The following is a 20,943-nucleotide window of genomic DNA, read 5'->3' as shown; positions in this document are numbered from 1 at the left end:
CACGCACATCGCGCTGCAGGCCGAAGCGAGCCAAACGTCAGTGTCCGAATGCCTGACTCTTAATCCGCTGTAATGTCGCTCAGCTTTGCTTCAAGCTTCCAACGCAGGCCATCCGGTGGATAATCAAGCGACACTTTTCCCTTCACCGAAGCCTCCACCATCCGCCGGAGCACCTTGTTCCCAAATCCTTCTCTGGTGGGGATCTGAACCGGCGGCCCGCCGCGTTCCACCCATTGGATAGAAAACCGGAGATCAGGATCTTCCCGGATCTGCCAACTGATTTTGACGCAGCCTGTGGCATTGGAGAGTGCGCCGTATTTGGCGGCGTTGGTGGCAAGCTCGTGCAAGGCCATGCCGAGGCCTTGGGTGACGTCGGGAGAAATCTTGATTTCAGGGCCGTCAATGAATATCCGGATGCCGATCATGTCGCTGAAATGTGCCAATTGCGCCGACACGAGTTCCGACAGTTCGGCGCCCTGCCAGTTAGACTGCACAAGAAGATCCTGACATGCAGCCAGTCCGAGCAGCCGCTCGGACAACCTGGTGCCAAATGTGGTTGCATCGCTGACACTTGCTGTCTGGCGGGCAACCACCTGAACCACCGAGAGCAGGTTCTTGACCCGGTGGTTGAGTTCGCCCATCAGCAGCCGTTGTTTTTCTTCCGCGAGTTTACGGTCGCTGATATCGCGGAAGATCAGCGATGCAGCGATCACGCGACCGTGGTCATCCACCATGGGCGTGGCCGTGATTTCGACTGGAACCAGTCGACCGTCCTTGTGTTGCCTTGCAGTGTCAGAGAAGGTCACATGTTCGCCGGACCTGATTTTCCTGTACTTTTCTTCCCGCTCTTGCTTCCGGTCGACGGGCACGATCAGATCGTCGACACTGCGCCCGACAGCCTCGGCCTCAGTGTAGCCGAACATGCGGGTGGCACCGGGATTCCAGGTCCGCACCACGCCGTCCAGGCCGGCGCTGACTATGCCGTCACTGGAGGCCTGTACTATCGCGGCAAGTTGCCGTGACTCATTGCGGCCTCGTCTGAGTTCCTGTTCATACTTGAACCGGTCCGTGGCGTCGAAGACGACCGTGCGGATAAGGCGCGGCAGGTCTTTCCGACCTTCGACGACCATGGAATTGAGCAGGACGTGGATCGGCTCCTTGTCGCCCCGTTTGAGCTGGCAAGCAACTTCCTTGACACCTCCCTGCATGAGAAGCAGCGGAGCGAAATGGGTCTCATAGAAAATGCGTCCAGGGACGGTCAGCAACTCCTGAAAACGCTTGCCGTTGTCGATTACATCGGCTGTCAGTCCGGTCCAGTTCAGGAAGGTGCGGTTGACCCGCACAATCGTGCCGTCTTCAAGCGTGGAAACCACACCGCAAGGCAATTCGGCGAGTATCTCGCCGGCGGTTTCCTGAACCTCGATGCGCGTTGCCATCCTATCGGTCACATTTCAGGACGTTCTGTGTTTGCATCCACGTCGAGAAACCGGCGTATTGCCGAAACTGTTTCAGCCGGCGCGCTGAGGTGTGGGCAATGTCCTGTCGCATTCATCACCACCAGCTGGCTTGCTCTCATGTTGTCCTGCAGCCATTGGCCAACGGCCACAGGCGCAACGATATCTTCGCTGCACTGCAGGATAAGGGTTGGTTGGGTCACCTTCTTCACATCCAGGCGGTGATCGGACATGTACGTCACTCTGCCGAAGTGCTGAGCGATGTTTGGATCGGTCCGGCAGAAACTGTTTGTCAGCTCTTCGGCAAGATGCGGTTTGTCCGGAACGCCCATGATAGCAGGTGCCATTTCTCTCGACCAACCCAGATAATTCGTATCGAGGAAATCGAGCAGTCCCTCGATATCTGCCGGCGTAAAGCCTCCAACGTAATCGCCATCATTTATGTAGCATGGTGACGGCGCTACCATCACCAACGACGAAAACAGGTCCGGCTGGCGAATGGCAGCCAACGCAACGGACATTGCGCTTACTGAGTGACCGACCACTATCGACCCCGACAAATCAAGCGCTTCGCAGATTTCAATCAGGTCGGTCGCATGACCTTTGAGCGTGCCGTATTTCTTGAAATCATACGCCGCGAGGTCGGATTTGCCCGAGCCGGTAAGATCATAGAGCACGATCTTGTAGTCTGACAAAAAATCCGGAGTGATCAGGCGCCACATGTTTTGGTCGCAACCATAGCCGTGCGCGAATACGAGCGGTGTGCTTCCTTCGCCGATGACAGTCACATTATTTCGCTTGAGTATATCCATGAGCCAGCCTCAGAGAATCCTGCAACGCCAAATGCGTCAAGTTCGGTCAAACAGGTGACCCTCATCGGCAACCTGCCATCATTTGCTTGTGAGCCTGTCCCGCGATCTTTTATCGAGCAGTCCCAGTTCCAAGGCCGTTTTGGTGGCATCAAACGAATGCATTTTACCTAATCTGGCGCTGGAGTAAACTGATCACCGCGCCCAGCCACCGGTTTGTGAAGCAGGGAATTCAGGCTGGTATTACTGTCGTTTTTTCCCCACCCCCCTATACCCGTGTCACACTATCCGCGCTCCCGCCGCCGGATGGAACATGAACGTGTTGGTCCAGGCGGGAGGAAGGCCTTTCGAAACATGCCGGAACGTGCGGCAGGTCGCGGGAGGAGGCGGAGGCCATCGGGGTTCCGCTGGCGGGCGGGTTCCGTTCGGGACGCGTGCAAAGCCAGCCACCGGGCCGGCTCCCGTTTCGTGGCCGCTTAAAGGCGAAAGCGCGGAGCGGGAAGTGCGGTGCGGGCCTGTGGCGGACATGCGAGGTTTTTGACCTGCAGCGTCCGTGCCGGTTCCCCGAAACCCACCTGCGCGGTCAGTCCAGGCCGTGACCGGAGCAATCCGGGCGGGATCCTGGTGGATAAGCCAGCCCCGAGACGTGCAAGGTGCCGCCTGTCGGATGCGGACATCATCCGGCGATGATCGGGCCGTGCGCAGGTTGCGCCACCCAATTCTTATTTTCCAGAGGCAAAGCCTGCGTGCGGCCCTCCGGACTTGCTGTTTCACACCTCGGCGACAGATGTCGCGCGGCAGCGTTTCCTGCTGCCCGGACGGAGCGCCCTGATAGAATGCGTGTCCGTCATCGCTCGATGAGCTCCGATTGAGCGCGAGATGCCGTCATTCAGCTGCGCTGCGCAGGTCCTCGATGCAGACTTGCCACCGGTCAGGCGATCGCAATCACCTCGAGCTCGTGCCCGCCGGCCTCCACCACATCGCCGACGGTCTTGCCCATCAGGGCGCGGGCGACCGGCGAAGCAAAGGAGAGGGTGCCGGTCTTCGGGTCGGCCTCATCCTCGCCGACAATGCGGTAGGTCTGCGGCGGCTTGCCGTCGCGGCTGTAGGTGACCGTCGACCCAAAGCCGACGGTGTCGTGGGAAATGGGATCTGGCATCACCTGCGCCGTGCGCACCCGCTCGGCAAAATAGCGCGCATCGCGCAACGGGCCCGCCTGCTGGCGCCGCTTCTCGTTGACATCGTCGATGCCGTTGGCCGCCTCGAAGGCGGCGCGCGCCCGGGCGAGCTCCGCCTGCAGCTGCGCCAGTCCACTCTCTGTCACCAAATTCGGGTGCGGGGAAATCGGCCGGTCCGGCAGTTGCGTTTCCGCTGCGGTCTCGGAACTTTCTTCCTTGGTGAAGGCGACGCTCACGAAAAATCTCCGTCTGTTGATGCCCGGTGCGCGAGGCCGATCTATCGGAACTCCGGAACGCCGATCATAGGTGGCACGCCGGCCGGCTGGCAATGCTGGCGGGTCACCATCAATGCGGATTGCAAGGTCTGGCTCCAGCGGTGAGGTTAGCGGGTGCGACAGGAGACATGATCAATCTGTGGCGCACGACGAAGTGACTCAGGTCTGGGGGCCTGCGGCGCGGATCATCTGCACGCCGTTGATCTTGAAGCTGCCGTCGGGCTGGCGTTCCAGCAAATAGAGCGCGGTCCAGTCCTGGCCGGTCGGTCCCTGGATGATCACCTCCTGGACAAAGCGCGCACCGTCCGCCGTCGCCTTGGAACGGCCGAAGGCGAAATTGCCGGGCCGGTAGACCGGCTGGTAGCCGCGCTTGACCATGTCGAAGAAACGGCTTTCGTCGGGATAGAGTTGCTTGATCGAGGGGGCGGCAAAGGAATAGGCGGTGGCCGCATCATCATTGAGGAAGGCCGCGATCTGGCTTTCGATGACGCTGCGGGCGGCGGCCCCGTCATCGGCACGCACCGAGGCCAGACTTGTCAGCACCGCAATCAGCGCTGCTGCGAGGATGAAAAGTATGCGGTGGGGATATGTCATGAGCTGGCCTCTTGCCTTTAAAAGTAGGACGGCGTTGCCGGATGGAAAGTTTCATCCCGCGATGAAAATTTCACCGGAGCTCACACGCCGCTTTAACAGTGGCAGAATATTGAATCAAAACATTAGCTTGAGATGATATGATAATGTAAAGGATTATCGCGCCAGACTGGCTATGGCACGATCATCACCTTGCCGTCACCGGTCTTGAGCGCCTCGGGCAGGTCGCGCATGACATCGGCGAGCCTGACCGTGGCCACCACTTCGGTGCGCCAGCCGCCCTTGATGAAGCGATCCTGCACCGCGCGCAGCGTCTTCAGCTTCGTGAAGATCGAGGCCTGGCGGAACCAGTTCATCAGCCAGTAGCCCTCGATCTTCTTGTTCATGAAGATCAGTTGGCCGGGTTCGCTGAGCGCCGGCGCCTCGGTGTCGAGCTTGCCGTAGACCACCCAGCGGGCGCGCGCCGGCATGGCGGTGAAGATATCGGCGGAGAGCTGGTTGGCGACCGCGTCGAGCAGGATGCGCGGCTTCTCCGACTTCATCAGCGCGGCGAGCTTCGTGGCAAACTCCGGATCGGACTGCACCAGCACGTGTTTCGCCCCGAGCTCTTTGAGATGCGCTGCCTGGCTTTCCTTGCGGATGACGGCAATCATCGCGTAACCATTGTCGCGCGAAAGCCCCGCCATCAGCTTGCCGAGCTGGGAGAAGGCGGCGGTGAAGACGAAACTCTTCGAGCCCGATGCCTTGACTATGTCGAACATGGTCCAGGCGGTGACCGGGTTGACCACGTGACCGGCCGTATCCTCGTCGCGCATGGCCTGTTTGACCACCACGCACATCGCCGCTTCGACGACGATATACTCCGCCCAGGCGCCCGAACCGTTAACGCCGCCGACAAAGGCCACGCGCTTGCCCTTGAGATAGCTCGCGTAAAGCCCCTTGCCGTCGACGACGTCGCCAACGCCCTCGAACCCCGCAGCCGCGCCCTTGATCCGCGGCTGGCCGTATTCGCCCTTGATGAAATAGAGATCGGACGGATTGACCGAGGCCATGCGGACCTTGATCAGCACCTGGCCGGAGCGGGGCTTCGGCATGGGCAGGGCACCATATTCGAGATAGGGCTCCAGCGTGTCGATTGCCGCGCCGGTACGGGTGTTGCCGTATCCGTCGTGCTTGAGGATCAGCGCATTCATGCTCGAAGGCAAAGTCATGGGAAATCCTTACGGTGACAGGATGGTCTTGCCGATGGCGCCACGGTCGAGGATGCGCTGCAGCGCCGATGCGGCCTCGGCAAGCGGGCGCTGCTCGTCGATCCTCGTCTTGATGCGGCCCTGCGCATGCCAGTTAAACAATTCGCGGTTGTTGGCGGCATAGACCTCCGGCTCCCTGGCGACGAAGGCGCCCCAGAAAACGCCGACCAGCGCATATTCCTTGAGCAGCACCAGATTGACCGGCAGCTTGGGGATTTCGCCCGAGGCAAAGCCAATCACCAGCAAGCGCCCGTTGCGGGCCATGGCGCGTGCGGCGACGTCAAAGGCGGCACCGCCGACGGGATCGAAAGCGACGTCGACGCCGCCCGGCGCATGCTGTTTGAGCGCCTCGCGCAAACCGTCATAGGGCAGGGCGATGTCCGCCCCCGCCTCGAGGCAGGCCTGCTGCTTTTCCTCGCTCGACGCCACCGCGATGACTCGCGCACCCATGGCCTTGCCGATGGAGATGGCGGCCAGGCCGGTGGAGCCTGCGGCACCGAGAACCAGAAGGGTTTCGCCTGGCTTCAGTTCCGCGCGCTGCTTGAGCGCATGATGCGAGGTACCCCAGGCGCACATCAGCGCACAGGCATCTGCGAAGCCCATGCTGTCGGGAATCGGAAACGCCCGGTTGGCCGGCGCCAGCACCTTCTCGGCATAGGCACCATTGTTGAGCAAAACCACCGCGCGGTCGCCGGGCTTGAGGTGGCTGACATCGGTGCCCACCGCCTCGACGATGCCACCTGCTTCCATGCCCGGGACAAATGGCGTCTCGGGCTTCATCTGGTAAAGCCCCTGAACCAGCAGCCCGTCGGGGTAGTTCAGGCCGATGGCCTCGGAGCGGAGCACGATCTCGTCGGGACCGGGCGCCGGGTCCGGCATGTCGCGGAACTCGAGATTGGTGAGCGGGCCGTATTCGGGGCAGACGATCGCTTTCATGGCTGGTCACACCTTTTCCTGGGTGTAGCGTTTGAGCTCGTTGCGCGCGACCTGGCGGCGGTGGACGGCGTCCGGGCCATCGGCGAGGCGGAGCGTGCGCAAATGGGTCCAGCTGCGGGCAAGCGGCGTGTCCTGGGAAATGCCCTGGGCGCCAAACATCTGCACCGCCTCGTCGGTCACCTTCAACGCCACGCGGGGGGCTATCACCTTGATCTGGCTGATCCAGGGGGCGGCGGCACGGCCATCACCCTGATCCATCATCCAGGCCGCCTTCAGGCACAGAAGCCGGGCCTGTTCGATCTCCATGCGGCATTCGGCGATGATGTCGTAATTGGCGCCGAGCTGGGCGATCTTCTTGCCAAAGGCCTCGCGTTCGAGCGAGCGCTTGCACATCAGTTCGAGCGCCATTTCCGCCTGGCCGATGGCGCGCATGCAATGGTGGATGCGGCCCGGCCCAAGCCTGCCCTGGGCAATCTCGAAGCCCTTGCCTTCGCCCACTAGCAGATTGCTGGCCGGCACCCGTACATCGGTGAAGCGAAGATGCAGATGCCCGTGCGGCGCGTCATCCTGGGTGTAGACCTGCATCGGCCGGATCTTCTCGATGCCGGCGGTGTCGGCGGGAACCAGGATCATCGAATGGCGGGCATGTTTCTTCGTGTCGTCACCGCCGGTACGGACCATGACGATGTAGATCTTGCAGCGCGGATCGCCGGCACCCGATGCCCACCATTTCTCGCCGTTGAGCACATATTCGTCACCATCGCGCACACAGGACATCGAGACATTCGTGGCGTCGGACGAGGCGACATCGGGCTCGGTCATCAGATAGGCTGAGCGGATTTCGCCGTTCAACAGCGGCTCGAGCCATTGTTTCTTGTGTTCAGCCGTTGAGTAGCGGTCGAGCACTTCCATGTTGCCGGTATCGGGTGCCGAGCAGTTGAAGGTCTCGGCACCGAGATGGGCCTTGCCCATTTCCTCGGCGAGATAGGCGTATTCGACCGTGGTCAGCCCGTCTTTGGCCTGGGTGTGCCACAGGTTCCACAAGCCGCGCGACTTGGCCTTGGCCTTGAGACCTTCGATAATTTCGGTCTGGCGGGCGGTGTAGCTCCAGCGGTCACCCTCCGAGCCGACGGCTGCGAGGAATTCCTCGTCCAGCGGCATGATTTCGTTGCGAACCATGTCGCGCACGGCCTCGAGTATGGGTTCGAGATGCTTGGTGATGCCGAGATCCATCGGCTTTGCCTGTGTCATGAAAATTCTCCTCCAACTGTGTGTGCGTGCAGATGCTGTTCAGGGCATCTCACCGCTGTAGCCAAGAAGCCGCATCGCATAGAGCACACACTCGTCCGCGACCGCTTCGATATCGTGTTCGGCCTGGCCTTCACGCGGGGTGAACCAGACAATGGGTCCGTTTATGCACATGAAGAGCGAATTGAGCGCGATCTTGATCCTGCTGTAGTCGATCGCACCTGCGGCCCTGGCGTCCTCGAGCAGCTTGCTGAAATGCTCCGAATAGGCGTCACGCAACTCTGCCAACTGCGCCAGTTCGGCGTGTTCGTTGGCGGGCATTGTACCATGCCGGAGCATGTCGACGCCCTGAATGACGACGTTCTGGAAAGCCTTGGTCCGGATGACACAGCGCACATGTGCCCCAAGCACTGCTTTGAGCCGCTCGACAGGCGGCATGTCATGCTCAAGCAGCGGTTCGATGGCTTGAAAGTTCATCATCATTCCGGTGCGGTAGACATCGAGGAACAGCTCGGCCTTGGAGGCATAGTGGTGGTAAATCCGGCCCTTGGTCGAGGAGATGCGGGCGGCGACTTCATCCAGGCTGGTCGCGGCATAGCCACGGGATTCAAAGCAAAGGGCTGCGCCCTCCATGATTTCCATGCGGGACAACTCGGTATCGCTTTGGCGACGGTACTTGGTCGATCGCGCGGCGGTCGCCATCTTTCGGCTTGCCCCTGTTCAGACGTGTGGATGCCCGGAAGACTGAGTTGAAGTTTCTTGCCATTCCGTCTTGCAGTTGGCCAAGAGTTGAACATACTATCGAGTATGTTGTCAATTATCGAGACAGCGTTATTGTCAGGGAACGGTGCGGTGGCGGAGACGCTTGAACGCAGCGGGGAGGATTTACATGAGTGAACTGAGCGACGGCTATCTGGGCAGTCTTTTCGGCGTGAGCGGAAAAACGGCGCTGGTCACCGGCGGCGCGACGGGCATTGGCCGGATGATCGCCACGGCCCTGGTCCAGGCGGGTGCGCGAGTGCTGATCGCATCGCGCAAGGGCGAGGATTGCGTCCGCGTGGCAGAGGAAATCAACGCGCTCAGCGCGCCGGGAAAAGCCGAGGGATTTGCAGGAGACGTGGGCACCGCCGACGGTGTCGTCGCGCTGGTGCAGGAGGTGCAGGCGCGCATCGACAAGCTGCACATCCTGGTCAACAATGCCGGCGTCTCGTGGGGAGCACCTTACGAGGAGTTTCCGCACGCGGCCTGGTCGAAGGTAATGTCTGTCAATGTGGCCGGGCTGTTTACGCTGACCCGCGACCTGACGCCGTTGCTGCTCAAGGCGGCGAGCGACGCCGATCCGGCGCGGATCATCAATCTCGGTTCGGTGATGGGAACCCAGCCGGCGGCTGACGGTGCCTATTCCTATTCGGCCTCGAAGGCTGCGGTGCATCACCTGACACGCATCCTGGCGGAGGAACTGGCGTCAAGGCGGATTACTGTCAACGCGTTTGCGCCTGGCCCCTTCCAGAGCCGCATGACGGCCTTTGCCACGGCGAAGGACGAACAGGTGGAGAGGGTCGGCGCCGGGGTGCCGCTCGGCCGTATCGGCGCGCCGGACGACGTGGCGGGCGCCACGCTCTATCTCTGCAGCCGTGCCGGATCCTATATCACCGGCGCCATTCTCCCCATTGATGGCGGGCTGTCGGTGCAGCACGATATCCGCCTGTTCAAGGATGCCTGACATGGAAGACCAACCTTTCGACATGGACGCCCTGGCCGATGAGCTGCACGAACTTGTGCCCGGCTTTTCCGGGTTGCACGCGGTGGAAAAGTTCAACACCGGCCAGTCCAACCCGACCTACCGGGTGGAGGCCGACAGCGGCAAGTACGTGCTGCGGGCCAAGCCACCCGGAACCCTGTTGAAATCCGCGCACCAGGTTGACCGCGAATACCGGGTGATGAAGGCGCTTGCCAAAAACAATGTTCCGGTGCCCAAGGTCTACGGATTGTCGGGCGAAGACAGTGCGATCGGCCGGATGTATTTCGTCATGGAACTCATCGAAGGCCGGATCTTCTGGGACCCGGCCCTTCCTGAGGTCAACAAGCAGGAGCGCGCCGCGATCTATGACGGCATGAACGATGTGCTGGCACGGCTTCACAGTGTCGATCCGGAAGCTGCCGGACTGGCCGATTTCGGCCGCTCGGGAAATTACTTTGCCCGCCAGATCCGGCGCTGGAGCGAGCAATACATCGCCTCGAAAACCGAAGAACTGCCGGATATGGAGCGACTGATGGAGTGGCTCTGGGACAATCTGCCCGATGACGACGGACTGGTCTCGGTGGTGCATGGCGACTACCGGCTCGACAACATGATCTTTGCACCCCACGGCGAAGAAGTGCGGGCACTGATCGATTGGGAACTGTCGACACTGGGTCATCCGCTGGCAGATCTTTCCTACCAGTGCATGCAGTGGCGGCTTCCGCACAAGAGCGGCTTTCGCGGGTTGGGTGGCCTCGACCGCGAGGAACTTGGAATACCGAGCGAGGCCGACTATGTGGCGCGCTATTCCGAACGCAGCGGTATTGCCGTCAACAACTGGACCTTCTGCCTGTCATTCTCCTTCTTCCGTCTCGCAGCGATCCTGCAGGGGGTTTACAAGCGTGCGATCGATGGCAACGCCTCCAATCCCGAGCGCGCCCATGAAATCGGCAAGGCTGTGCCGCAACTGGCATCAATGGCCAACAGCATCATGTCGGGAAAGGCATAGAGATGGCGGATTTTAAAGGACGGGTGGTTCTTCTTACCGGGGCGACCGGAGGTTTTGGCGCAGCCGCAGCTCGGTATTTTTCCAAGGCCGGCGCCAGTGTGGTCTTGAGTGATCTCGGCGCCGACCGTCTGGAGGCGCTGACTGAAGAGCTCGGCGGAAACACGGCCATGCTGAGTGGGGACGTGTCCGATCCAGCCGTCTCCGAACGGCTTGTGGAGCAAGCCTTGTCCACATTCGGACGGCTCGACATCGCCGTCAACAATGCCGGTATCGCGCATGACATGATGCCCTTGCCGAAAACGCCGGTCGATGTGGCCAAAAAGATCATTGAGGTGGATCTTATGGGCGTGTTCTACGCCATGCGGGCGCAATTGCCGGTGATGGAACAACGGTTTCGCGAGACCGGGGAGAGTGGGGCGATCGTCAATGTCGCCTCGGTGGCCGGTGTTGTGGCGGCGCCGATGCTGTCGATCTACGCAGCGGCCAAACACGGCGTGGTGGGGCTGACCAGGTCAGCGGCGATCGAATATGCCCGGCGCGGGGTGCGGGTCAACGCCCTGTGCCCGTCCTTTGCGCGGACACCGATGGCGACGGATTTTCTCGACAAGGCCGGCGACAACCGCGATGCCGCCGAAGCCTCGCTGGTGCAGGCCATCCCGATGCGGCGGCTGGCGGAAGTCGACGAGGTGATCAACGGCTTGATTTACCTTGCCGACCCCGCCTCGAGTTTCGTCACCGGTCAGACCCTGCAGGTCGATGGCGGCCTGAGCGCATCGTGACTGCCGCCTTGAAGGCTACAGTTCGCGCACATCGGTTGAGCGTTCAGGCAGATTGAACATCAAGATCGGTTAGCGCACAGTGGGGTCAACGCAACCATCCCGGAGGCAGGACCATGCAGGAACTCACTCATTTCATCGGCGGCGAGCACGTCAAGGGCAAATCGGGACGTTTTGCCGACGTCATGAACCCGGCTACCGGCGAAGTTCAGGCCAGGGTGCCGCTGGCCTCGAACGAGGAACTGGCAGAAGCCGTGACGGTTGCCGCCAAGGCCCAGGTCGGCTGGGCTGCAACCAACCCGCAGAAGCGCGCCCGGGTGCTGATGAAGTTCGTCGAACTTCTGCACCGGGATATGGACAAGCTTGCCGAGGCGCTGTCGCGCGAACACGGCAAAACCATTCCCGACGCCAAGGGTGACATCATTCGCGGCCTCGAAGTGGCTGAATTCTGCTTCGGCGCGCCGCATCTGCTCAAGGGTGAATTCACCGAGGGCGCAGGCCCAGGCATCGACATGTATTCGCTGCGCCAGCCGCTCGGCGTGGTGGCCGGCATTACGCCGTTCAATTTTCCGGCGATGATCCCGATGTGGAAGTTCTGCCCGGCAATTGCGGCCGGCAACGCCTTCATTCTCAAACCATCCGAGCGTGATCCTTCGGTGCCGCTGATGCTGGCCGAACTGATGAGTGAAGCCGGTGCGCCGGACGGCATTCTCAATGTCGTCAACGGCGACAAGGGCGCGGTCGATGCCATCCTCGATCATCCCGAGATCACGGCCATCGGCTTCGTCGGCTCGACCCCGATCGCCGAATACATCTACAGCCGGGGTTGCGCCAACGGCAAGCGGGTACAGTGTTTCGGCGGCGCAAAGAACCACATGATCATCATGCCCGATGCCGACATGGACCAGGCCGTCGATGCGCTGGTCGGTGCCGGTTACGGGGCGGCGGGCGAACGCTGCATGGCAATCTCGGTGGCCGTGCCGGTCGGTGAGAAGACCGCAGATCTATTGATCGAGAAGCTGGCGCCCCGCGTCGAGGCGCTGAAGATCGGGCCCTATACCGATGGCGATGACGTGGATTTCGGTCCGCTGGTCACGCGTGAGGCACGGGACCGGGTGCTGGGGCTCGTCAATTCCGGCGTCGAGCAGGGCGCCAAGCTCGTGGTCGATGGCCGCAATTTCTCGATGCAGGGCTATGAAAACGGCTACTTCGTCGGCGGCTGCCTGTTCGACAATGTCACTCGCGACATGGACATCTACACCCAGGAAATCTTCGGTCCGGTGCTCTCCGTGGTTCGGGCGCCAACCTATGCGGAAGCCTTGCGCTATCCGATGGAGCACGAATACGGCAACGGCACCGCAATCTACACACGCGATGGCGACACCGCGCGTGATTTCGTCAGCCGGATCAATATCGGCATGGTTGGCGTCAATGTGCCGATCCCGGTGCCGCTGGCCTACCACACGTTCGGCGGCTGGAAGAAATCCGGCTTCGGCGATCTCAACCAGCACGGTCCGGATGCTTTCCGCTTCTACACCCGCACCAAGACGGTGACCGCGCGCTGGCCTTCCGGTATCAAGGAAGGGGCGGAATTCTCCATCCCGACCATGGGCTGAGGAACGAGCGGCAGGCATTTCCCGGATAAGGAGGCGGAAACGGCATGGACTTTGAGCTGAACGAAGAACAGCAGGCGATCTTTGACATGGCGCGGGAGTTTGGTGCCGAAAAGATTGCGCCGTTCGCGGCCAAATGGGAGAAGGAAGAGGCGATCCCGCGCGAAGTGCTGGAGGAAGCGGCAGCCCTCGGGCTGGCTGCGATCTATGTGCCGGAAGAAGACGGAGGGTCGGGGCTGACCCGGCTCGACGCCACATTGGTGTTCGAGGCCCTGTCGATGGCCTGTCCGTCGGTGGCCTCATTCCTGTCGATCCACAACATGTGCACCTGGATGATCTCGTCCTACGGCTCGCAGGAGATGAAGGAGCGGCTGCTGCCCGATCTCATCAGCATGCGCAAGATCGCGTCTTATTGCCTGACCGAACCCGGTTCCGGCTCTGACGCTTCGGCACTCAGGACCCGGGCGGACCGGACCAATGACGGCTACAAGCTCAATGGCACCAAGGCGTTCATCTCCGGTGGCGGATTTTCCGATCTCTATCTGGTGATGACACGGACCGGTGCCGACGGGCCAAAAGGGATATCTGCGGTGGTCGTCGAGACCGGCACGCCGGGGCTGTCCTTCGGTGCGCCGGAGGACAAGATGGGCTGGCGATCGCAGCCGACCTCGCAGGTGCAGTTCGATGATTGCGTGATCCCGGCGGAAAACCTGCTCGGCGAAGAGGGCGCGGGGTTCCGCTACGCGATGAGCGGGCTGGACGGCGGGCGGCTCAACATCGCGGCCTCGGCGCTTGGCGGCGCGCAGTCGGCGCTCGACAAGACACTTGTTTATATGGGCGAACGCCAGGCTTTCGGCAAAACCATCGACCAGTTTCAGGCGCTGCAGTTCCGGCTCGCCGACATGGAAACCGAAATGCAGGCGGCGCGCATCTTCCTGCGCCAGGCAGCGAACAAGCTCGACCGCAAGACGCCGGACGCGACCAAATATTGCGCCATGGCCAAGCGGTTCGTCACCGACACGGCGTTCAAGGTGGCCAACGACGCGCTGCAACTGCATGGCGGCTATGGCTATCTGGCCGATTACGGTGTCGAGAAGATCGTGCGCGATCTCAGGGTGCATCAGATCCTTGAGGGCACCAACGAGATCATGCGGCTGATCGTCTCGCGGGCGCTGCTTTCGGAGCGGGCCGCATGAGCATCCGCATCCGCAAGATCGGGCGGATCGGCCAGATCACGCTCCAGCGGCCCGAAGCCCTCAATGCCGTCACCTACGAGATGGTGCTGGCGATCGAGGCCGCGCTTGATGAGTGGCGCGAGGATGATGAGGTGGCCTGCGTGCTGATCGACGCCGAGGGGCACAAGGCCTTTTCCGCCGGTGGCGATTTGCAATTCATGTATGACACGGCCTCGAAAGGCGATTTTGACGCCGGCCGGAACTTCTGGCGCGACGAGTACCGGCTCAATGCCAAGATTGCCGGCTACCCGAAACCCTATATCGCGCTGTGCCAGGGCTTCACCATGGGCGGCGGTGTCGGTGTGTCGCTACATGGCTCGCACAGGGTGGTGGGCGAAAGTTCGAAAATCGCGATGCCTGAATGCGCCGTCGGGCTGGTGCCCGATGTCGGCGGCAGCCTGCTGCTGGCACGGGCGCCGGGGCGGCTGGGCGAGTATCTCGGCGTCAGCGGCTACCGCATGAACGCGTCGGACGCGATCCTTGCAGGCTTTGCCGACTATTTCATTCCCGAAGCCGAATGGCGGGGGCTCACGGAAACGCTGATCGAGACCGGTGACTGGTCCGCGGTTACGGCACTGGCGCGCGATCCCGAGGATGGCCCGCTGATGGCGACGCGGGAACAGGTGGATGCGCATTTCGCTGCCGATACGCTCAGCGATATTCTGGCGTCTTTACCGGATGATGACTGGGGGCAGGCGACGGCCAAGACCATTCGCGCCGGATCGCCACTGTCGACGAACTGCACCATCGAACTGGTGCGGCGGGCGCGTGAAAGCGATGAGATCCGCTCGGCCTTGCAGCAGGAATACCGGTTCACCTCGCGCAGCGCCTCGGAAGGCGATTTTGTCGAGGGCATCCGCGCGGCGATCATCGACAAGGACCGGACCCCGCGCTGGCGCCATGCCGGCATCGGGGATGTGAGCGCCGAGACCGTGGCAGCGATGCTGGCGGAACCGCCCGGCGGCGATATCGGGTTCTAGTCGCGGCACGCGCTCGGTTTTGCGAATGGAGTTTGGGAGGACGTCATGAAGATCGGATTTATCGGACTGGGAAACATGGGGGCGCCGATGGCGGCGAACCTGATCAAGGCCGGGCATGAAGTCACAGGCTTCGATGTCGCGGGCGTCACCGTCGAAGGGGCCGCCAATGCAGGGTCCGCAGCGGAAGCAGCCAGCGGTCAGGACGCGGTGATCACCATGCTGCCCAATGGCGAGATCCTGCGCTCGGTCTATGCCGAGATTGTGGCTGCGGGTTCAAAAGGCTCGGTCTTCATCGATTGCTCGACCGTAGATGTCGACAGCGCCCGTGCGGCGCATGAGCTGGCGGCGGCAAACGGGCTACTGTCGGTCGATGCGCCTGTGTCGGGCGGCGTTGGCGGGGCGGCAGCCGGAACCCTGACCTTCATGGCCGGCGGCAGCGACGAAGCCTTTTCGCGTGCCGCACCGCTGTTCGAGATCATGGGTCAGAAGGCAGTACATTGCGGCGCTGCGGGTGCCGGACAATCGGCAAAGATCTGCAACAACATGCTGCTCGGGATTTCGATGATCGGCGCCTGCGAAGCCTTCGCGCTGGCCGAGAAGCTGGGACTGTCGGCGCAGAGCCTGTTTGACGTGGTTTCGACATCGTCGGGGTCCTGCTGGTCGGTCAACACCTATTGCCCGGTGCCCGGCGTCGGACCGCAAAGCCCGGCCGACAATGGCTACAAGCCCGGCTTTGCCGCCGAGCTGATGCTCAAGGACCTGAAGCTCAGCCAGCAGGCCGCGGAGAGCGTGTCGGCCCAGACGCCGATGGGCGCGCGGGCCACGGAACTCTATGACGGGTTCGTTGCCGGAGAAGGCAAGGGCCGCGATTTCTCGGCGATGATCGAAAAGCTGAAATAGAGCTCTCCAGCCTGCTTCGATGTCATAAGCAAAGAAGGGGCCCGAAGGCCCCTTTTTCTGATCGATGGCGATGTCTCGCACCTGCGGCTCAGAACTCGCTCCAGTCGGCAGCGGCTGCGGCAACGCTTCCGCCGGAGCGCACGCTGGCTGGCGCTCTGGTGGGCGCTTTCGGCGCCGCCGGGGCAGGGGCCTGGTCCTTGCTGCGCATCCGTGCCGCCATTGCGCCGAGCTCCGATACAGCCCCGTTTCCGGACACCCGGAAATTGGAGACGAGTTCGCCCAGGACATTGGCTTCGTTGTTGAGCGCCATGCTGGCGGCTGTGGTTTCTTCCACCATTGCCGCGTTCTGCTGCGTCACCTGGTCCATCTGGTTGATGGCCGCGTTGATCTCCTTGATGCCGACAGCCTGTTCGGACGCCGATTGGGAGATGTCGCGGATCAGGCTGTTGATCTTGACGACTTGCGAGGAAATGCCCTTGAGCGCTTCGCCGGTCTGGCCGACATACTCGACACCCTGATCCACCTGGCTGGCAGACGTCTTGATCAGGGTGGCGATTTCCTTTGCGGCCGCAGCCGAGCGCTGAGCGAGTTCCCGCACTTCCTGTGCAACCACGGCAAATCCGCGGCCGGCTTCACCGGCACGCGCTGCTTCGACGCCGGCATTGAGTGCGAGAAGGTTGGTCTGGAACGCGATTTCATCGATCACGCCGATAATGCGGCTGACTTCACGGGAGGACTGCTCGATGGCGGTCATTGCTTGAACGGCCTTTTCCACCACGACACCAGACTGGGTCGTGCTTTCATTGGTGTCTTCGACCGCCTGGGCTGCCGATTTGGCGTTTTCCGCACTGGCATTGACCTGGGAGGTCAGTTGATCCAGCGCAGCAGCGGTCTCTTCCAGGCTTGCTGCCTGCCTCTCGGTGCGTGACGAAAGGTCGTTGGCAGCTGTGCTCATCTCGCCGGTGCCGGAAGTGATATTGACCACCGATGCATTGATCGTCTTGAGGGTCTGCTCGAGGCTCTGCATGGCGGAATTGAAATCCTCACGCAGCTGCGCATATTCGCCGGGAAACTCTTCGGTGATCCGGTGGGTCATGTCACCGGCCGACAGACGCGACAGACCGGCGCCGAGGCGGGTCACGATACGCTTCTGCAGTGCGGCAGACTTGGCGCGCTCGCCTTCGCTTGCTTCCCGCTCACGTTCGACGGTCTGGCGATCCGCTGCCGCCCGGGTTTCGAGCTCATCGGATTCCGCAAGACGATGACGGAAGCCTTCGAGCGCACGGGCAACTGCACCGGTTTCATCGGAGCTTGCCTGACCGCTGATCGGTTTGCCGTACTCACCCTTGCTGAGAACCGCAACATCGGCAACCAATCCGTCAAGCGGACGCTTGACCATGCGGTTGACCGAGACGGACAGGCCGAGCAGCACGGCTCCGAGCACAATCAGACCCCCGATCAGCATCATGAAGGTCTGCTGCATGACCGGGCCTGCAATGGCAGCTTCGGGGACATCGACCAGAACCACCCAGCTTGCGTTTACACCGGGAAGCTCAAAAGGATAGACGAAACGGTGAATCGTGGCGCCGTTCTGGTCGGCAAGGTCGCGGATAGTGCTCGATACACCACGATCCAGTGCGGCCTGAAGTTCTGCCTTCCCGTCGGCATCAAAGTCGGTCATCATCGCTTCCGGCGAGGGGCCGACCAGCCATTTGCTGTTTTGCGATACCAGCATGACGCGGCCGGTGTCGAACGGCCTCATTTTCTCAAGCTTTGACGAAAGCGAGGCCAGCGAAACGTCGATTCCGGTAACGCCGATAAGTTTTTCGCCGGATTTGACCGGATAGGTAATGGAGCTCAGAGTGGTCGGAACCGCAGTCGCCTCGGCCATGTATGGCGGCGTGATGGCACCCTTGCCACTGGTCGCCGACATTGCGAACCAGGCGTCGGCTGGATCGATGTCGAATGTGGAGAAATGGATGTTGCCGGATTCGGTCTTGGTCCAGTAGGGGCTGAAAGTGCCCTTGCTGTTGCCGGCCATTTCCTTGTTGTCGATATAGTCTGCTTGCCGGCCATCGAACTGGTTCTCGGCTTCAGCAAACCAGGCGCCGAAGGCCATCTCGTGGGTCTGCATGGTGGCCTTGACCAGGTTCATGATCGCCGTGCGGTTGAGGTCCCCTGCATTGTGACCGCTTCCGGTGATCGATGCCATGGTGGCGGCGGCGGTCGCAAGGCCACCGATTTCGCCGGCGATATCGGCAGCAATGGATTTTGCTTCGACCTGGGCCTGCTCGAACACCAGCGCTTCGACGCGTTGCTGGCTGCTCGATATCAGGACATAGTTGGAGATGAGGAGGACAGACGCGACTGTCGCGCCCGCCACCGCAATGAGTTTGGTAGAGAGGGATCTGTTGGTGAAGCCGATCATGCGACTTGTCCTTAAGAATGGGCATCCGCATGGAGAGGGATGCGAACCAAGAGAGTTGAAGGATCCATCATGGACATGGCGGGCCTGGTCACAAATCGTAGTCAGGAACTACCGGCCTCGAATTTATCCTTTGCGCCCACAAGATTGCTAAAGCATGAATCAAATTGGTGCCTTACCGAGATTATCTGCACTGGCGAAAGACGGTGTCGTTTTCCACGTCGAAAAGTCCGTTTTCAGACCATGAACCCTGCAAGGACACTTATTTTGCTCTTCACGTTCCGACGCGCTCGCGATGTTTTTCTACGAACGCCGACCGGTGTACGAGTATCGGGCTCGTCATCTACCTGGCTGCAGATATAGGCACAGGTCGAGATCGGTCAGTCATGATCGAGCGGCTGAAGTGAATGCCGGTCAAGCGTCAGCTGATGTTATCCACCCGCGGACGGAAAGCCCTGTTTGAGCGCGCGCCGCAGGCGTACTTTCACCGAGGCAGCGGTTTCGCTCTCCTGGGCGGTCTCGAGAGCCACACGCGCCTGATCACGGTATTCTGGATGAGCAAGGGCAAGCTGGTGCAAGCCGGTATAGGCCCAGGCGCGGACGAACTTGTTGTCGTCCCTGCTGCAGGCAAGCACGAAACCCAGGATCACATCGCCAGCATCGCGCGGCAGGTCGACATCAGGGAAGACCTGGAGACAATGCAGCCGGGCCTCCCAGCCTGACAGCTCCGGGAGCAAGCCAATCAGTTTGCGCGTCTGTGGCTTATCGAGCTTCGCATGGTTGTGTTCCAGCTGATGCTTGAGCAACCAGGTGGCGCCGGTTTCGAGCTCGGGTTTGCCTGCCAGCACGAGCTATTGGTCAATGAGATCCGGCTTCGCCGCATGGGTGGCGTGAATTTCCGTGATCGCCTTCGCAGGCTTCTGGTCCCAGTCTCTTATCTCGGCTTCCAGACTCACTGATGGGCTCCGTATCTCAGATTTCAGTGCGCGTAGACACTATCAGGAAGCGCCCGCTAGTCACAATCGCCGACTGGAGACGCCACGTTACGGTCTTTCGCACTATCGCAAATGGTACTGTTGATAGTTACATTTACAACTGATTTTATGCGGCCAGGATTCAATCACATATCGGAGTGCTCCAATGTCGCTTGCCTATATGCCGGGTTTTGGAAACGACTTTGAAACGGAAAGCTTGCCGGGCGCTTTGCCACAGGGCCAGAATTCGCCACAGCGTTGCGCGTACGGACTCTATGCCGAGCAGCTGTCCGGCTCTCCGTTCACCGCGCCGCGCGGCACCAATGAACGCTCCTGGCTGTACCGGATCCGCCCCACGGTACGCCATACCAACGATTTTCGGATCGTCGAACGGCCGCACTGGCTGTCGGCGCCGCGCAACGAGCCGGATATTCTTTCCCTCGGCCAACGCCGCTGGGATCCGCTGCCCTATCCTGAAGGGAAGGTGAACTTTCTTGATTCGATGCGCACCATCACCACTGCCGGTGATGTGGTCGGACAGGTGGGCATGGCGACGCATGTCTATGCGCTGACGGCCGACATGGAGGACGACTACTTCTTCGATGCCGACGGCGAGTTGTTGATCGTACCGCAAGAAGGCGCCTTGACGATCTTCACCGAGATGGGCCTCATCGAAGTGGGGCCACTGGAAATCGCCGTACTGCCACGCGGCATGATGTTCAAGGTGATGCGCGGAGAAGGCGTCGAGCGGGCTCGCGGGTATGTCTGCGAGAACTACGGCGCAAAATTCACGCTTCCCGAGCGCGGCCCGATCGGCGCCAACTGTCTGGCCAATCCGCGCGACTTCAAGACCCCGGTGGCAGCCTATGAAGACAAGGAAACCGACTGCCTGGTGCACATCAAGTGGTGCGGTGTCTTCCATGTCACCGCCATTGATCACTCGCCGCTCGACGTGGTGGCCTGGCACGGCAATTACGCACCTTACAAATATGACCTGAGAACCTATTCGCCGGTAGGCGCGATCGGCTTCGACCATCCGGACCCGTCAATCTTCACTGTGTTGACGGCGCCATCGGGCGAGGCGGGGACCGCGAACATCGATTTCGTCATCTTCCCGCCGCGCTGGATGGTGGCCGAGCACTCGTTCCGTCCGCCCTGGTATCACCGGAATATCATGAGCGAATTCATGGGCCTGATCCAGGGGCAGTATGATGCCAAGGAAGAGGGATTCGTGCCGGGCGGGATAAGCCTGCACAACATGATGATGCCGCACGGGCCGGATCACGACGCCTTCGAAAAGGCCTCGACGGTGGACCTGAAACCGGTCAAGCTGTCGGACACGATGGCGTTCATGTTCGAAACCAGGTTTCCGCAGATGGTCACGCGTTATGCAGCCGAGCTTGATACGCTTCAGACCAGTTACGTCAATTGCTGGGAGGGGCTTGAACGCAAGTTCGACGGCACGCCGGAAGCCGGCGGCTGGTTGGGCGGCAAGTAGACATCGGCCGAACGGCACCGGACCCACGCCGAGCCGGATGGCAAGTCAGGC

The 20,943-nt window shown here is 61.3% G+C and carries 18 protein-coding genes; 8 read left to right on the top strand and 10 right to left on the bottom strand.

What is annotated here, in order from left to right; all coding sequences use genetic code 11:
• Positions 1–59: 59 nt before the first annotated feature.
• The 8 genes from CRO46_RS18950 to CRO46_RS18915 form a co-directional block, all read right to left on the bottom strand.
• Positions 60–1,436 (bottom strand): sensor histidine kinase, encoded by a 1,377-nt coding sequence (locus CRO46_RS18950; RefSeq protein ID WP_097109361.1) that lies wholly within the window; start codon positions 1,434–1,436, stop codon positions 60–62.
• A gap of 8 nt (positions 1,437–1,444) precedes the next feature.
• Entirely contained in the window at positions 1,445–2,266 is an 822-nt protein-coding gene (locus tag CRO46_RS18945; RefSeq protein WP_097109360.1) for an alpha/beta fold hydrolase, read from the bottom strand.
• 928 nt (positions 2,267–3,194) lie between these two features.
• Positions 3,195–3,677: a transcription elongation factor GreA gene (gene greA / locus CRO46_RS18940; RefSeq protein ID WP_097109359.1), complete on the bottom strand. Its 483-nt coding sequence runs from the start codon at positions 3,675–3,677 to the stop codon at positions 3,195–3,197.
• Positions 3,678–3,875: 198 nt separating this feature from the next.
• On the bottom strand, positions 3,876–4,310 hold the full coding sequence (locus CRO46_RS18935; RefSeq protein ID WP_097109358.1) for a DUF4864 domain-containing protein: 435 nt from the start codon (positions 4,308–4,310) through the stop codon (positions 3,876–3,878).
• Positions 4,311–4,480: 170 nt separating this feature from the next.
• Positions 4,481–5,518, bottom strand: coding sequence for an alcohol dehydrogenase catalytic domain-containing protein (locus tag CRO46_RS18930; RefSeq protein WP_097109357.1), 1,038 nt, complete (start codon positions 5,516–5,518; stop codon positions 4,481–4,483).
• A 9-nt stretch (positions 5,519–5,527) separates the two neighbouring features.
• Complete coding sequence (locus tag CRO46_RS18925) at positions 5,528–6,493, bottom strand: NADPH:quinone oxidoreductase family protein (protein ID WP_097109356.1); 966 nt, start codon at positions 6,491–6,493, stop codon at positions 5,528–5,530.
• A 6-nt stretch (positions 6,494–6,499) separates the two neighbouring features.
• Positions 6,500–7,726: an acyl-CoA dehydrogenase family protein gene (locus tag CRO46_RS18920; protein WP_425479323.1), complete on the bottom strand. Its 1,227-nt coding sequence runs from the start codon at positions 7,724–7,726 to the stop codon at positions 6,500–6,502.
• A 57-nt stretch (positions 7,727–7,783) separates the two neighbouring features.
• Positions 7,784–8,443, bottom strand: a complete 660-nt coding sequence (locus CRO46_RS18915) for a TetR/AcrR family transcriptional regulator (protein WP_097109354.1) — start codon at positions 8,441–8,443, stop codon at positions 7,784–7,786.
• Positions 8,444–8,630: 187 nt separating this feature from the next.
• Between CRO46_RS18915 and CRO46_RS18910 the strand changes: the two genes are divergently transcribed.
• The 7 genes from CRO46_RS18910 (at position 8,631) to mmsB (ending at position 15,995) form a co-directional block, all read left to right on the top strand.
• The gene (locus tag CRO46_RS18910; protein ID WP_097109353.1) at positions 8,631–9,464 is read left to right on the top strand and encodes an SDR family oxidoreductase; all 834 of its coding nucleotides are present in this window, start codon (positions 8,631–8,633) and stop codon (positions 9,462–9,464) included.
• A 1-nt stretch (position 9,465) separates the two neighbouring features.
• Complete coding sequence (locus CRO46_RS18905; protein ID WP_097109352.1) at positions 9,466–10,491, top strand: phosphotransferase family protein; 1,026 nt, start codon at positions 9,466–9,468, stop codon at positions 10,489–10,491.
• Positions 10,492–10,493: 2 nt separating this feature from the next.
• The gene (locus tag CRO46_RS18900) at positions 10,494–11,270 is read left to right on the top strand and encodes an SDR family NAD(P)-dependent oxidoreductase (RefSeq protein ID WP_097109351.1); all 777 of its coding nucleotides are present in this window, start codon (positions 10,494–10,496) and stop codon (positions 11,268–11,270) included.
• 113 nt (positions 11,271–11,383) lie between these two features.
• Positions 11,384–12,883: a CoA-acylating methylmalonate-semialdehyde dehydrogenase gene (locus CRO46_RS18895; protein ID WP_097109350.1), complete on the top strand. Its 1,500-nt coding sequence runs from the start codon at positions 11,384–11,386 to the stop codon at positions 12,881–12,883.
• Positions 12,884–12,927: 44 nt separating this feature from the next.
• Positions 12,928–14,076 carry an acyl-CoA dehydrogenase family protein gene (locus tag CRO46_RS18890; protein ID WP_097109349.1) on the top strand — a complete coding sequence of 383 codons (1,149 nt, stop codon included), beginning with the start codon at positions 12,928–12,930 and terminating at the stop codon, positions 14,074–14,076.
• A complete protein-coding gene (locus tag CRO46_RS18885; protein ID WP_097109348.1) occupies positions 14,073–15,095 on the top strand; it encodes an enoyl-CoA hydratase/isomerase family protein in 1,023 nt (340 codons plus the stop codon). The genes CRO46_RS18890 and CRO46_RS18885 overlap by 4 nt, the downstream gene beginning before the upstream one ends.
• Before the next feature lie 45 nt (positions 15,096–15,140).
• Positions 15,141–15,995 (top strand): 3-hydroxyisobutyrate dehydrogenase, encoded by an 855-nt coding sequence (gene mmsB, locus CRO46_RS18880; RefSeq protein ID WP_097109347.1) that lies wholly within the window; start codon positions 15,141–15,143, stop codon positions 15,993–15,995.
• A gap of 88 nt (positions 15,996–16,083) precedes the next feature.
• On the opposite strand, the gene CRO46_RS18875 is transcribed toward mmsB, so the two are convergent.
• Both CRO46_RS18875 and CRO46_RS18870 read right to left on the bottom strand, forming a co-directional pair.
• Positions 16,084–18,423, bottom strand: coding sequence for a methyl-accepting chemotaxis protein (locus CRO46_RS18875; RefSeq protein WP_097109346.1), 2,340 nt, complete (start codon positions 18,421–18,423; stop codon positions 16,084–16,086).
• Positions 18,424–18,851: 428 nt separating this feature from the next.
• Positions 18,852–19,268 carry a hypothetical protein gene (locus CRO46_RS18870; protein ID WP_097109345.1) on the bottom strand — a complete coding sequence of 139 codons (417 nt, stop codon included), beginning with the start codon at positions 19,266–19,268 and terminating at the stop codon, positions 18,852–18,854.
• Positions 19,269–19,560: 292 nt separating this feature from the next.
• Here CRO46_RS18870 and hmgA point away from each other — a divergent pair, with 292 nt between their 5' ends.
• Entirely contained in the window at positions 19,561–20,892 is a 1,332-nt protein-coding gene (hmgA, locus tag CRO46_RS18865; RefSeq protein ID WP_097109344.1) for a homogentisate 1,2-dioxygenase, read from the top strand.
• Positions 20,893–20,943: the final 51 nt, after the last annotated feature.

Source organism: Parahoeflea halophila (genome assembly GCF_900220985.1).
Lineage (GTDB): Bacteria > Pseudomonadota > Alphaproteobacteria > Rhizobiales > Rhizobiaceae > Hoeflea > Hoeflea halophila.
The sequence above is the reverse complement of the archived record's forward strand: the minus strand, read 5'-3'. Positions and strand labels throughout refer to the sequence as shown.

Coding starts and splice junctions, on each gene's coding strand:
- CRO46_RS18925 (WP_097109356.1), bottom strand. CDS start 6,493: ATGAAAGCGATCGTCTGCCCCGAATACGGCCCGCTCACCAATCTCGAG.
- CRO46_RS18890 (WP_097109349.1), top strand. CDS start 12,928: ATGGACTTTGAGCTGAACGAAGAACAGCAGGCGATCTTTGACATGGCG.
- CRO46_RS18900 (WP_097109351.1), top strand. CDS start 10,494: ATGGCGGATTTTAAAGGACGGGTGGTTCTTCTTACCGGGGCGACCGGA.
- mmsB (WP_097109347.1), top strand. CDS start 15,141: ATGAAGATCGGATTTATCGGACTGGGAAACATGGGGGCGCCGATGGCG.
- CRO46_RS18915 (WP_097109354.1), bottom strand. CDS start 8,443: ATGGCGACCGCCGCGCGATCGACCAAGTACCGTCGCCAAAGCGATACC.
- CRO46_RS18920 (WP_425479323.1), bottom strand. CDS start 7,726: ATGGATCTCGGCATCACCAAGCATCTCGAACCCATACTCGAGGCCGTG.
- CRO46_RS18895 (WP_097109350.1), top strand. CDS start 11,384: ATGCAGGAACTCACTCATTTCATCGGCGGCGAGCACGTCAAGGGCAAA.
- CRO46_RS18875 (WP_097109346.1), bottom strand. CDS start 18,423: ATGATCGGCTTCACCAACAGATCCCTCTCTACCAAACTCATTGCGGTG.
- CRO46_RS18910 (WP_097109353.1), top strand. CDS start 8,631: ATGAGTGAACTGAGCGACGGCTATCTGGGCAGTCTTTTCGGCGTGAGC.
- CRO46_RS18950 (WP_097109361.1), bottom strand. CDS start 1,436: ATGGCAACGCGCATCGAGGTTCAGGAAACCGCCGGCGAGATACTCGCC.
- CRO46_RS18930 (WP_097109357.1), bottom strand. CDS start 5,518: ATGACTTTGCCTTCGAGCATGAATGCGCTGATCCTCAAGCACGACGGA.
- hmgA (WP_097109344.1), top strand. CDS start 19,561: ATGTCGCTTGCCTATATGCCGGGTTTTGGAAACGACTTTGAAACGGAA.
- CRO46_RS18885 (WP_097109348.1), top strand. CDS start 14,073: ATGAGCATCCGCATCCGCAAGATCGGGCGGATCGGCCAGATCACGCTC.
- CRO46_RS18905 (WP_097109352.1), top strand. CDS start 9,466: ATGGAAGACCAACCTTTCGACATGGACGCCCTGGCCGATGAGCTGCAC.
- CRO46_RS18945 (WP_097109360.1), bottom strand. CDS start 2,266: ATGGATATACTCAAGCGAAATAATGTGACTGTCATCGGCGAAGGAAGC.
- CRO46_RS18935 (WP_097109358.1), bottom strand. CDS start 4,310: ATGACATATCCCCACCGCATACTTTTCATCCTCGCAGCAGCGCTGATT.